This window comes from Shewanella sp. Isolate13 (assembly GCF_022398325.1).
GTDB lineage: Bacteria > Pseudomonadota > Gammaproteobacteria > Enterobacterales > Shewanellaceae > Shewanella.
The window spans coordinates 101676-114512 of record NZ_JAKEVD010000004.1; the positions used below are offsets into that span (position 1 = coordinate 101676).

Annotated in this window: 10 protein-coding genes; 6 read left to right on the forward strand and 4 right to left on the reverse strand. The window is 49.3% G+C overall.

What is annotated here, in order from left to right:
* Nucleotides 1–35 precede the first annotated feature (35 nt).
* The 4 genes from mobA (at nt 36) to L1D44_RS04000 (ending at nt 3904) form a co-directional block, all read left to right on the forward strand.
* Nucleotides 36–638, forward strand: coding sequence for a molybdenum cofactor guanylyltransferase MobA (mobA, locus tag L1D44_RS03985; RefSeq protein ID WP_239888916.1), 603 nt, complete (start codon nt 36–38; stop codon nt 636–638).
* An 8-nt stretch (nt 639–646) separates the two neighbouring features.
* The gene (locus L1D44_RS03990; protein WP_239888917.1) at nt 647–2446 is read left to right on the forward strand and encodes a bifunctional molybdopterin-guanine dinucleotide biosynthesis adaptor protein MobB/molybdopterin molybdotransferase MoeA; all 1800 of its coding nucleotides are present in this window, start codon (nt 647–649) and stop codon (nt 2444–2446) included.
* Nucleotides 2447–2464: 18 nt separating this feature from the next.
* Entirely contained in the window at nt 2465–3451 is a 987-nt protein-coding gene (gene moaA / locus L1D44_RS03995; RefSeq protein ID WP_239888918.1) for a GTP 3',8-cyclase MoaA, read from the forward strand.
* 153 nt (nt 3452–3604) lie between these two features.
* Nucleotides 3605–3904, forward strand: coding sequence for a hypothetical protein (locus L1D44_RS04000; protein WP_239888919.1), 300 nt, complete (start codon nt 3605–3607; stop codon nt 3902–3904).
* A gap of 372 nt (nt 3905–4276) precedes the next feature.
* Here the strand turns inward: L1D44_RS04000 and L1D44_RS04005 are convergent, their stop codons facing one another.
* Nucleotides 4277–6307 carry a hypothetical protein gene (locus L1D44_RS04005; protein WP_239888920.1) on the reverse strand — a complete coding sequence of 677 codons (2031 nt, stop codon included), beginning with the start codon at nt 6305–6307 and terminating at the stop codon, nt 4277–4279.
* A gap of 1208 nt (nt 6308–7515) precedes the next feature.
* Here L1D44_RS04005 and L1D44_RS04010 point away from each other — a divergent pair.
* The gene (locus tag L1D44_RS04010; protein ID WP_239888921.1) at nt 7516–7974 is read left to right on the forward strand and encodes a hypothetical protein; all 459 of its coding nucleotides are present in this window, start codon (nt 7516–7518) and stop codon (nt 7972–7974) included.
* Between the two features lie 58 nt (nt 7975–8032).
* Nucleotides 8033–8848: a bifunctional DNA-formamidopyrimidine glycosylase/DNA-(apurinic or apyrimidinic site) lyase gene (mutM, locus tag L1D44_RS04015; protein WP_239888922.1), complete on the forward strand. Its 816-nt coding sequence runs from the start codon at nt 8033–8035 to the stop codon at nt 8846–8848.
* 656 nt (nt 8849–9504) lie between these two features.
* On the opposite strand, the gene L1D44_RS04020 is transcribed toward mutM, so the two are convergent.
* The 3 genes from L1D44_RS04020 to L1D44_RS04030 are packed head-to-tail and all read right to left on the reverse strand — an operon-like array spanning nt 9505 to nt 12648.
* Nucleotides 9505–11226 carry a glycosyltransferase family 39 protein gene (locus tag L1D44_RS04020; protein ID WP_345773626.1) on the reverse strand — a complete coding sequence of 574 codons (1722 nt, stop codon included), beginning with the start codon at nt 11224–11226 and terminating at the stop codon, nt 9505–9507.
* A 22-nt stretch (nt 11227–11248) separates the two neighbouring features.
* Nucleotides 11249–11914 (reverse strand): VTT domain-containing protein, encoded by a 666-nt coding sequence (locus L1D44_RS04025; protein WP_220768959.1) that lies wholly within the window; start codon nt 11912–11914, stop codon nt 11249–11251.
* Between the two features lie 2 nt (nt 11915–11916).
* Nucleotides 11917–12648 carry a glycosyltransferase family 2 protein gene (locus L1D44_RS04030; RefSeq protein WP_239888924.1) on the reverse strand — a complete coding sequence of 244 codons (732 nt, stop codon included), beginning with the start codon at nt 12646–12648 and terminating at the stop codon, nt 11917–11919.
* Between the last annotated feature and the right edge of the window lie 189 nt (nt 12649–12837).

Genomic DNA, 12837 nt, shown 5'->3' on the forward strand with positions numbered 1-12837 from the left:
ACTAAAAAACTGCAATAAACAATAGGATAACAGTGATGGCAGCACAAGTTGATGCAGTAATTCTTGCTGGCGGCATGGCCAGACGCATGGGTGGAAACGATAAAGGTTTAGTCGAACTCGAAAATCGCCCCATGATTGAACATGCAATCGATAGGATACGACCTCAAGTTAAGGAGATCCTGATCAACGCAAATCGAAACCAAAACCGTTATTCTGAGTTTGGTTTTAAAGTGATCAGCGACCAAGATTCCGGCTATTTGGGCCCTTTAGCTGGCATGATCACCGCGATGAGCAACACCCAAGCGGATTACTTATTAGTCGTTCCTTGCGATTGCCCACTGTTACCGACAGATTTAGTCGCTAGAATGCTAGCGAAGTTAACGGCTGAAGACGCAGAGCTTGCGGTGGCTAGCGATGGCAAGCGAGAGCAACCTGTGGTCATGTTACTTAAGCCGAGTTTACGCGCATCCATGAAGGCATTCTTAGATGCCGGTGAACGCAAAATCGATTTTTGGTATGCCAAGCATCACTATGTCGTCGCTGAGTTTTCTGATCAGCCAAATGCGTTTGTAAACGTAAACACACCAGAACAAAAACAGCAGCTTGGCGAAGCCATAGCTAATGAAAAAAATCACTAGAGGTGTAAATGAGCATACCTTTTACTAATCCGTTACCTATTCCTGTACTCGGATTCTGTGCCTACAGTGGCACAGGCAAGACCACATTATTGAAGCAATTAATCCCTGAACTTAATCGCCGCGGTGTGCGACTCGCAGTCATTAAGCATGCTCATCACAACTTCGATGTCGATATTCCCGGTAAAGACAGCTACGAAATGCGTAAGGCCGGTGCCAAGCAGATGTTAGTCGCCTCCCATGTACGCTGGGCATTGATGACAGAAGACGCCAAAGATGGCGATCCTGAACTACCACATTTGCTAAAACAGATTGAAGCCGACAAGGTCGACATCGTCCTCGTCGAAGGTTTTAAAAAGCTCGAACTTCCTAAGATAGAACTGCACCGCGCCGCTCACGGCAAGCCCTTCATCCATACCCATGATGATAATATCCAAGCTATCGCCTGCTGCGATGATACCGAACTCCCAAGCGAGCTGCGCCGTCTAGATATCAACAATATCGAGCAAATCGCCGACTATGTTGGTGAGTACATAGCCGCTTGGAAGCCTTGCCCTGTCGATCTGCCGATGGCTCCCACTTGCGGTTGCGAGCTAGATAACAGCAGCACGCTATCGGTACGCCAAGGTATCGATAAGATTTTATCTTACGTTAAGCCTATCACTGCGACAGAAGCCGTCGAGCTAGATGAGCTTGAGAACCGCGTATTAGCCAGCGACGCTATCTCACCTGTTGATGTGCCACAGCATACCAACTCGGCGATGGACGGTTACGCCTTTAAACTCAGTGATCAGCCAAACGCCTCATATAAGATGGTTGGTGAAATCATGGCTGGCCACGCCTATAACGGCACTATTGCTGCCGGAGAAGCGGTGCGTATCATGACAGGCGCGCCATTGCCAGCCGGCGCCGATACGGTGCAGCTACGTGAGCTTGCTAACGAGCAAGACGGTGAAGTGCGCTTCGAAGGCGAAATGAGCCTAGGCCAACATATCCGCCAAGCGGGCGAAGATATCGCACAGGGTGCAACCGCCCTTGCCGCCAACAGCCGTTTACACGCCGCCGAGCAAGGTTTACTCGCATCATTAGGTTTCGGTGAGCTACCGGTATTTAAGCGCCCTAAGGTCGCCGTATTCTCCACTGGTGATGAAGTTTGTCAGCCAGGTGAACCACTTAAAGCCAACTGCATTTTCGACTCTAACCGCTATACCATCAAGTCGATGGCGAAGAAGTTAGGCTGTGAAGTGATCGATTTAGGCATCATTCAAGATTCAGAAGCGGCACTGGCGCAGGCGCTAAAAGATGGCGCAGCACAGGCCGATATCGTGATCAGCTCAGGCGGTGTATCAGTCGGCGATGCCGATTATATTAAGACGGTACTTGAGCAAGTGGGGCAGATTAACTTCTGGCGTATTAACATGCGCCCAGGGCGTCCACTGGCTTTCGGTCAGATCGATGACTCACTGTTCTTCGGCTTACCAGGTAACCCCGTTGCCGTGATGGTGTCTTTCCTGCAGTTTGTACAGCCTGCGATTCGTAAGCTTGCAGGTGAGCAGAACTGGAGCCATACCATGGTGCCAGCCATTACCGATAAGCCACTGCGCAGCCGCACAGGCCGCACAGAGTTTACCCGCGGAATCTATCACTTAGGTGCCGACGGCAAGTTACATGTAACCACAACCGGTGCTCAGGGCTCAGGGATGCTTAGCTCTATGGTAAAAGGAAACTGTCTCATCGTGATTGGCGAGAAAGATGATCAGTTAAATCCAGGTGACACAGTTTACATTCAACCTTTTGCCGACCTCCTATAGGGTCATGTAGGTAGTAGTATGAGTTTAATCGTTGACACTTTTGGTCGCACGGTAGAGTACCTGCGACTATCCGTCACTGACCGTTGTGACTTTCGCTGCGTGTACTGCATGAGTGAAGATCCCTGCTTCTTGGGGCGTGAGCACGTACTCAGCCTCGAAGAGTTAGCCTGGGTCGCTCAAGCCTTTACCGAACTTGGGGTGAAGAAGATCCGCCTAACTGGTGGTGAACCCTTAGTGCGCACCGACTGCGATCAGTTAGTGAAGCTACTGGGCAAGCTACCGGGTCTGCAAGAGTTGTCGATGACAACCAACGGCTCACGCCTGACCCGCTTCGCGGCAGAGATGCATGAGTCAGGCCTAAACCGACTCAACATCAGCCTCGACACCCTAAAGCCAGACTTATTCACTAAGCTGACCCGTAACGGCAAAGTCGACCGTGTCATCGCTGGTATCGACGCCGCCATCGCCGCAGGCTTTAAGAAGATCAAGGTCAATGCGGTGATTCTGCGCGGACAAAATGATGATGAAGTCTTAGATCTTATCGAGTTTTGCCGCGAGCGCGACTTAGATATCGCCTTTATCGAAGAGATGCCACTGGGCATTATCGACGAGCGTAAGCGCAGCCGTCATTGCAGCAGCAAAGAGATCCAAGAGATCATCCAACAGCGTTATCCGCTTATCGTGTCAGATCGACGCACAGGCGGCCCAGCCCGTTACTACACCATGCCCGGCAGCGACATTCATGTGGGCTTTATCTCGCCTCACAGCAATAACTTCTGTCATGAGTGTAACCGCGTCCGCGTCACCGTAGAGGGTAAATTGCTGCTCTGTTTAGGCAACGAAAACTCGGTGGATCTCAAAGCCATCGTCCGCGAGTTCCCCGGCGACATCGAAAAGCTAAAGACAGCGATTCTGGAAGGCATCAAGCACAAGCCTAAGGAGCACCATTTTGATCCAAATGGGGAAACGCAGATCCTGCGTTTTATGAATGCAACTGGTGGTTAACTGTTGCTTGAACAGTTACTTTTCGCTTTGGTGGTCTGGTGTTTTCTGTCACCACAGTGGTTAACTGTTAGCTTGTACTTTTAGTTAGCTGTACGCTAGATACATAAAACCCGACGTAATGTCGGGTTTTGTTTTTGTATCACTCCACTTAGCATGAGCATCTTAACTGTTGCGATTTCGGTAGCTAACATCTGCATTAGTAACTGGCTGCACCTGATGCAACTAAAGGCCTGCGGCCAGCGTATGTGCAGATACTTCCGTGACACGCTGCAAGTCCATCCATGGAGGCTCGGCCATGACAAACAATATCCCTATTTAAAGGCCAGTTCGGCATCCCAGCCTCTCGCTCGAGAGCTTGATAACTCCGTTATCTCTCACCAGATCATGGACGGTCACGGCCGTATCTACACCGAGTTAGAAAAGCACGACCTTTCAGACTCAGTGCTCTCCTAAAAAAAGAAAGAACAAAACCAACAGCAACTCAAAGATTACAGAAAACACCTATTACCCCATCGGAGTTGCCGAGGTCATTGAAGTAAATCGCGTGAGCGAGGCATGGATGCCGAGGTAGCCTTAGTAGAGCCATGGATGGCGATTCTGAGGCGATAGCGATTTTCGAAAATGACAGAGGATCAACAACTTCGTCTGGGGCGCAGAGGGTTCGCTAAGGGGGACAAGCGCTTTCCCCCTTGGCTCGGGTGTGGGCGAAGCGCCACGATGTTAATTGTTAGACGCAGTCTAACTTAAAGCCCAAACGCTGCTTGAAAACACAATAAAAAAGGGTGCTATAAGCACCCTTTATGGTATCGAGAAAAAGAGAAATGGCTAATGAGTGTTAATTGGAATAGTGGCCACTAAAGTATCAACCCCATTTGGTGTTTCCACTTCGATGAGTAACGCACCAGAATTAACTGCATCTTCACCTTTCACCAGAATACCGAAACTTAGCCCACCTGGAGCATTGGTCGAAGGCCAAACGAAGCTGCTCTTGCTCACGACCGTCCCCGCCGTTGCGCTTATATTCACCTTGGTTCCCGCTGGCATCTGCTGATCATTGAGATCTTTTATTGTCAGTGAAACCTGCCCCGTCTCTTTGCCATATAAGTCCAATACGCCATCGCCGTTATCGCTTGAGCTGTCTATTACAATAATATCGCTTCCATATGCGGTACTTCCCGACATGATCAAAACTAGACTACCTCGCACATTGATGGACTTAGAGTTAGAGATGCCGTCAGCACAGCCACTATGGGCTGGCTCGCTACACAAGACGCCGTTATAAAGCTGGTCCCGTGCGGTAAACGCTCCGTCACCATTGAAGTCTATCAACTCCTCTAACCCATCCTCATTGAAGACGCCATCTTCATTGTAGTCGTTAAAGGCCTCATCCATATCATTAGAGCGCCCCGCTACATCTTGCGCCAAAAAGGCTGTCATCTCGGCGGCATCGAAACGACCGTTACCATTAGAGTCAGGGAAAGACTCTTCACCAATCGCTGTTGCCGTCACCGTTGCGCGACCGTTTAATGGACGTGGATGCTGACTCGTCCAAGTCACACTACACTCACCATTTTCAGTGAAGCAGGAAGAGCCGATTGCCCCACCTTCGGTGACAAATGAAACTGCGGTGCCATCGGGTGCAAGGTTATTAAATGCATCGGCTAGTCGAGCAGTGATCTTCACCTGCTCACCATCATAGCTCCAACCCTCAGGATTCAAGATCTCTGCAGAAAGTGAAAAACTATTTTGATCAGGGATCCCGGTGGATACGACTAAGGTGCTAGATTGACTGGATAGAAGTGGATCGCTGCTGTCGATAGTTGCCGTTACCCTTACCGGAGTCGCCACGGTACCAGAGGTCACTATCGTTTGGACGATACCGCTGCCGTTTGTGCTCGCCTGCGTAGGCTGTATCTTTAGACCACCAACTTCGGTATTCAAAGCAAAGTTCACCGCCGCATTACTGACTGGGTTACCATTGGTATCCAGCACCTTAAACAGCACTGTTGATGATTCATCCCTACCCGAACCTAAAATACCAATATTAGTCGGCGTCGCCGAGACGAATACAATACTGCCCTTTTCTGCGGCCAAAACATTAATGCTTCCGGTTGCGAACAGGTTTATTCCTCCGGCATTGGCACTGATATTGATGGTATCGTCACCAACACAGCCCTTTGCTAGATATGTACTGGTAGCAACGCCTTTGACTAGCATCACGGGCGAGCTCATCTCAGCTAACGGTGTAGACAGTAACGAGCAACCAGAGCTAAAGAAAACATCTATCGCCTCCATAAAAGGCTGCCCTTGTTCATCGACAATCATCACCGACACACTGGCGGTGCCGCCCGCCGATAGCGAGTCGGTACTCACCTCGGCAACACCGCTCTGCAGTGGGTCACCGCTACCCATCTCTAAGTTGGTGGCACCAATGACGATAATCGCCGTGTCCTGCTCACCCGAGACTAGGCTCGCGGTTACCGAGCCAGCTCCTAGCTCACTACCCGCATAGATAACCACGCTGGCATTGCCCTCATCATCAGTCACTGCCGTTGTGATGGGTAACTCTCCCAGAGTACTGCCAAAGGTGACAATAACGGGCTCAGTGATGCCACTGACATTAGCCACTAACTTTCCTGGATTAACCGAAGAGATAGATGAGATTTCATTGCCTTCGGCATCGGTAACGCTTAGAGAAACCTCATAGGTAACAGTCGCCGTAGGTGCGGCGTTATCGTTGATTAACTCGCAGGGAACATTGTTAGGACAAACAGGGCCATCCCCATCATCCCCACCGCAAGCTGTTAATACGAAACTTAAAAAGACAAGAGCAATTATTCTATTGAAGGACACCATATCTATCTCCATATAAAGCTTAGGTGTATACAAGGTGTATAAAAATGAAGCACTCAATAGGTATAGGTGAATATCCGCAATATTTCACATTTTATTTTGATAAACAGCAGAGTATCAGCCTCTTGATTCTAGGCGCTCAAGCTCAGCTCCTACGAGCCATCAAACCACAGCTGGATAACTGCGACTTGAACAGTCCCTCTCGTAGAAATCATCGCTGTTGGCGGTTTGATTTAGCCTAGGTGGTGAACCTTTGCTTCATCAATGCTTAGGCAGCCGTTAATGTATCTTCCAACATCTGTGGTTCCAATGACCTGCGGCCAGCGTATGTACAGAGGTTATGCTCCCTCAAAGCAGCGAACTTTTGCTTCATCAATGCTTAGGCAACTGTTGATGTATCTTCTTACATCTGTGGTTCCAATGGCCTGCGGCCAGCGCATGTGCAGAACCTAGAAGTTCACCCAAAGCAGTGAACCTTTGCTTTATCAATGCTTAGGCAACTGTTGATGTACCTTCCTACATCTGTGGTTCCAATGGCCTGCGGCCAGCGCATGTGCAGAACCTAAAAGTTCACCCAAAACAGTGAACCTTTGCTTTATCAATGCTTAGGCAACTGTTGATGTACCTTCCTACATCTGTAGTTCCAATGGCCTGCGGCCAGCGCATGTGCAGACACTTCTGAGGCTCGCTTTTCGCCATCCCTGACCGCTCAACGAAAACATCCATGTTTTCGACGGCCTCAGCCGCATCTGCACTGGGTTAGAAAAGCACAATTCCCAGCTTTCAGCGTTAGTCATAGAAAGAGCTAAATCAACATCTACTCAGAGATTACAGAAAACACCAAATCCCCATCGAAATTGCCGAAGTACGTTAAAAAAATAGTCGTAATGCCCACACGGACGTGGGCATAGCTTTCGCGGGGCAGACCGTTCTTAGGCATCCATGCCTTCACGGCATTTGTGAATCCATTCACATCAGATGCCCCATCGGAAGCGTTAGACTATTTCGAATAAGTACGAGCAGTCTTCCTTGCCCGGGTGTGGGATGGAATCCTACGACTTTGGTCAGGCGTAGCCTGATAAATTTATCAAACGAAGTTTGATCAAAAAGCGTTCAACGGTCACCCAACCGTTGCCAAATTTGTGAAATCACCACCTAACAGATACACTTATTAAATACCCAATATCAAACAAAAAGCTGAAGTAGCAATCATGGCTTTATCCCGCAAGAAGTGGAATACCATCATCATCCTCGCATCTATTTTGATGATCTCAGTCCTGACTGTCATCGAAAGGAATAGCCAGCAAACACCGATGCAAACTCAGGCGCTATTCGACAAATCTGCGCCTCTATCACAGCTGCAATATGGCGAGCTTTGGCTGCAAAAACGTCAGTCTGGCTGGCAGTGCAGCTCGCGGGTACTCAACTGTTTAGAGTGGGCCAATGCGTGGCAACAGGTGCATATCTCCGCCCTGACAGATAAACCTGAAACTTCTGGTGAGCCTATAGAACTGGTGATCCAAGTGGATGATCTTATCGATGCGCAGCTGTGGATTATGTTTAGTGAGCAAGGTTTGCTTAAGTCGCCTTCAGGAAATTGGTATCAGATCCCACCGAGCTTACGAGAGAGCTTAAAACCGATTGTTCGGGGGCTGGTAAACGAGCGCTAGCGACAGGCTAAAGGAGTCATAGGCTGTCAAATAACACGATAAAAAAGAGAGAGAATAAATGCCGGAACTCCCCGAAGTTGAAGTCACTAGACAAGGTGTATCCCCCTATCTAATTGATAATCAAGTGACGGATTTAATCATCCGCAATCCATCGCTACGATGGCCTGTTCCCGAAATTGCCAAGCAGATTATCGGTCAGACAATTAGAAACGTACGTCGCCGCGCCAAGTACCTGCTTATCGATACCGATGCGGGCACCAGCATAGTGCACTTGGGGATGTCTGGCAGCTTACGGATTCTGCCTGCCTCTACGCCTGCGGAGAAACATGACCATATCGATCTGGTGCTCGCGAGCGGTAAGGCTCTGCGCTTTAATGATCCACGACGCTTTGGCGCTTGGCTGTGGTGCGAGCTGCCCGAACAGGCGCATCCGTTACTGTCGAAACTTGGCCCCGAGCCGCTCACTGACGCCTTTAATGCCGATTACTTGCTCGAGTGCTTAGCTAACAAGAAGAAGGCGATAAAGCTATGTTTGATGGACAATCATATCGTTGTGGGTGTAGGGAATATTTACGCCAACGAGGCGCTGTTCGCCGCGGGTATTCATCCACAAGCTGAAGCGGGCAAGGTCGATGCCGAACGTATCGAGGTTTTGGTCGCTGAGGTAAAACAGATCTTAGCGGGCGCCATAAAGCAGGGCGGCACCACACTAAAAGACTTTACCAATGCCGATGGTAAGCCGGGCTACTTTGCCCAGAAGCTGCATGTCTATGGCCGTGGCGGCGAGACCTGCAGCCATTGCGGCCATCTACTTAGTGAGATAAAACTGGGTCAACGGGCAACGGTGTTCTGTAGCCTCTGCCAAAAGCTTTAGAAGAAGGTACAAGGGCGTTCGCGAGCTCACTTCTAGGACCTAGGCTCTAGGTTCTAGGGCGGACTACGTCCTGCTAGGAAAAGCAAATGCCAAAAACCTACCTTTGTCCTTGATTTGCTTTTCCATCTAAGCTTTAACCGCCTTTGCTCTTCCTAGGGCCTGTTTTTTCTAGAGCCTAGGACCAGCTTTTCCGTCTCAGCTTTAACCGCCTTAGCTTGTACCGTCTTTGCTCTTCCTAGGGCCTGCTTTTCCTAGGGCCTAGGACCAGCTTTTCCGTCTCAGCTTTAACCGCCTTAGCTTGTACCGTCTTTGCTCTTCCTAGGGGCTGTTTTTCCTAGAGCCTAGGACCTGCTTTTCCGTCTCAGCTTTAACCGCCTTTGCTCTTCCTAGGGCCTGTTTTTTCTAGAGCCTAGGACCAGCTTTTCCGTCTCAGCTTGAACCGCCTTAGCTTGTACCGTCTTTGCTCTTCCTAGGGCCTGCTTTTCCTAGGGCCTAGGACCAGCTTTTCCGTCTCAGCTTTAACCGCCTTAGCTTGTACCGTCTTTGCTCTTCCTAGGGGCTGTTTTTCCTAGAGCCTAGGACCTGCTTTTCCGTCTCAGCTTTAACCGCCTTAGCTCTTCCTAGGGCCTGTTTTTCCTAGGGCCTTCTCTCAATAATCACTCCATCCAGCGCCCTGGGGTTGGGGTGAAGTACTGATAACGTCTATCTGGCTCGGCGCAGGTCGGCAGCATATTGGCTTTAGTTAACAATACCCAATCATCGCGATGTGCCACGCCCATGCTTTTAGCGCCAGTAAAGTCAAAGCAGCTCAGCTTTTGATGATCGCCGACTAAGATATAGCGGTTATCTCCTTCATGCATCCACTGCCAGGCATTACGCTCTTGCTGCTCAAGGGGCGCGAGATAGCTAAAGTGAGTGATATCCACCGGAGAAAACAAGATAAACTGCTCTTTGAATTTAACGAGGCCAAGTTGACCATTCGGGCCTATCGCCTTTGCGGCATTTGCCATCAATGCCTGTGGCGTTCGCATAGGCTCTAAAATACTGTAGCCCCAAGTGCCCATCACAACCCAAGTTAGTGCAAGACTCACTCCCATTCTCACCATGGCTTGAGAATGTCGCAGGGTCAGCAAGATCGCAAACCAGATAAGCCCCACCGTCAGCAACAGGTAGCCCATATGAGTCAGATCTGCAGCATAATCTGCCATCGCCTTAACGATAGCAGGGTGATGAATCAGCGCCAATACACCTGCTGTTGTAAACACTAGACCCAGTAACCACAACAGAGCCGTGAGGCCCCACTCAAACCAACGCTTGGTATCGGCCCCCGTAATAATTGCCGACAGTGCTAAGGCCAACATAGGCAGAGCAGGCAGGATATACACCCCGCGTTTGCCCGGGCTAATGCTGAAGAATACCAGCACCAATACCACCCAGATCAGCAGTATCGTAATCACAGGTTCGGCTTTGACCTTAGCCATAACTCGTTGCCAATGCGCAATTAACAATAGCGGCAACGGGAACCACATCACTGGCACAACACTGACTAAGAAATAGTACCAAGGCTTGATATGGTGCCATGCGTTGACGTAGCGCTCTCCCGTCTGTTTAAACAAGATATTATTTTGATATTGAATAAGCTCTGGTGTGCCTTGGCTCTGCACTATCAACACCATAGGCACCAACCAGCAGGCGATCACGGCTAACATCGCCAGAGGCCCCGCAAGGCACCACCACTGTAGGCGCCCCTTAAACAGATCTTTTTGGATCAGGGCATAACCAATGATCGGAATCAGCATCAACAGAGGCAGGAAGCCCACCCCCTTGGTGATCACCCCAAGCCCCATAAATGCCCAGCCAGCAAAGTACCAGCGCCAGTGAGGCCCCGTCATAAAGTGACGCAGTAAACCGTAACAGCCAAGGGTGATCCAACACATCACCATGGCATCAATTTGGGCGTTCTTACTCTGAATTAAGAACTGAGGCGCTAACATCAACAGCAGTGCGGCATTGCGGCCAACACGCACATTCCACAGCCTTGAGCCTAGATCATAAACCAGAAAGAGCGTTAAGAAGCCCGCTAAGGCATTAGGCAGTAAAAAGGCCACCTTTAAACTGCCGGTCAATCCATAAAACAGTGCGATGGCCCACATGAATACTGGCGGCTTATCGGGATAGAACTCACCACCACGCTGAGGGAAGAACCACTGCCCCGAGTCCACCATCTCTCTGGCGACTTCGGCGAAACGCGGCTCATCGGCAGGCCAAGGCGAACGCCAACCTATTCCCACCAGCAAAATGACTGCCGCAAATAGCAGCAACATACTCAACACTTGATAATAGTCATCGCTATTGAATCGTTGTTGCATCGATTTCAATATCATTTTTTAATTAACCTTATTATTCATCGGTAACTATCTCGCCCACCTGTTTACGCAACCGAGTCTTATACAGGTAAGCGCCAATCAGAGATGAGAAAATAAACAGCACTATGCTGATGATCAAGCTGTTGTGATCCGACAAGCCAATGCCTGCACCAGCAAAGCTAAAGATAAGCATCTGCGGGATGTAACCTACTCCGCTGCCTAAAAAAAACTTCCACGCACTCACATGAGTAGAGCCTGCGAATAAGTTAGTTAAGGCGTTACTACCAATTGGCAGTAACCGGATCATCAATACCTTTAAAAAAGTACGATGAATTATCAGTCTCTCAAAACGAAATAGCTTATCTTTAAAACGCTTTTTAAGACTGCTTCTGAAGGTCAGTCTGGCAAAGTAAAAGGTGACCGCACAGCCAAGCAGTGCCGATGCAGTGCCCAGTAATGCCCCGTAGACGCCACCTAAGGCGAAACCAAAAACAACGGCGATAACTTGGCGAGGTCCACCAACACTGGTAAATGCCGCCCCCATAAGAAATAGCACCACTAAGGCACTGTTACCGTTCTTTTCGACGTAGTTGCCTACCCAGTTGCTATCGGTCAGGTGCTCAAATAGACCTTGCTGGACTGCAAACATCAACAGTAGCAGTACTGTGATGACCAATAATGTTTTAGCTAAGCGTTTCATAGCTATTGAACCTGTGTAGTCTCGGTCTTAACCACATTGGGTAAACGAGTTCTACGGTTTAGCCACATCACCCCTAGGATATCGACAATCCCTACCCAGACGCGGTTCCAAGCGGTGTACTTAGACTCACCTTCCATGCGATCTCTATGGTTAACGATTGAGACCTTAACCTCTCCACCGAGACGACGAATCAGTGCAGGAATATAGCGATGCATATGATCGAAATAGGGTAGCTTCAAGAAGCTGGCCTTCGGGAACACCTTTAAGCCACAGCCAGTATCGGGTACGCCATCGCCGAGTAGGCCATCGCGCACCTTATTGGCCACACGAGACTGGAAACGCTTCCAGGCAGTATCTTTACGGTTTTTACGATAGCCCGCGATGCAAAAGTCGCTATGGGTCATGGTTGGAATAAGATCTAGCATGGCTGGAATATCTGCCGGATCATTTTGACCATCGGCATCGAGTGTCGCGATAATATCACCGCTAGCATGTTGAACACCGGTATGCAGCGCGGTACTTTGTCCGGTACTTTTTTCATGGCGAATCGCCTTAGTCGAGCAACCGAGTCGTTCACCCGTGCGCAGCAACTCACCGAAGGTATCGTCGTTGCTGCCATCATCCACAACGATCACTTCGAAGGGCGTCTTATCTTTTAGCGCTCGATGGATCTCTTCCACTAAAGGACCAATATTAGCTTGCTCGTCTTTTGCTGGGATTACGACTGAAATCAAAATACTTACTCCAAAAAAGTTGTTAGAGCCGAAGTTCGACCCTGTGCAATCTTTGACTGAATCCATTACAAAGAGATAAATTCGTTGTCGATGGATACAGGGAAGTTCAGGCTTTCCTCTAATTTACACCATCAACTCTCTTAATACAGAACGACTCACACTTCTGCTGTAACGTACAGATAAACAAAG

Excerpts from the sequence above, each read along its gene's own strand:
- moaA (WP_239888918.1), top strand. The coding sequence starts at position 2,465 with ATGAGTTTAATCGTTGACACTTTTGGTCGCACGGTAGAGTACCTGCGA.
- L1D44_RS03990 (WP_239888917.1), top strand. The coding sequence starts at position 647 with ATGAGCATACCTTTTACTAATCCGTTACCTATTCCTGTACTCGGATTC.
- mobA (WP_239888916.1), top strand. The coding sequence starts at position 36 with ATGGCAGCACAAGTTGATGCAGTAATTCTTGCTGGCGGCATGGCCAGA.
- mutM (WP_239888922.1), top strand. The coding sequence starts at position 8,033 with ATGCCGGAACTCCCCGAAGTTGAAGTCACTAGACAAGGTGTATCCCCC.
- L1D44_RS04010 (WP_239888921.1), top strand. The coding sequence starts at position 7,516 with ATGGCTTTATCCCGCAAGAAGTGGAATACCATCATCATCCTCGCATCT.
- L1D44_RS04000 (WP_239888919.1), top strand. The coding sequence starts at position 3,605 with ATGAGCATCTTAACTGTTGCGATTTCGGTAGCTAACATCTGCATTAGT.
- L1D44_RS04005 (WP_239888920.1), bottom strand. The coding sequence starts at position 6,307 with ATGGTGTCCTTCAATAGAATAATTGCTCTTGTCTTTTTAAGTTTCGTA.
- L1D44_RS04025 (WP_220768959.1), bottom strand. The coding sequence starts at position 11,914 with ATGAAACGCTTAGCTAAAACATTATTGGTCATCACAGTACTGCTACTG.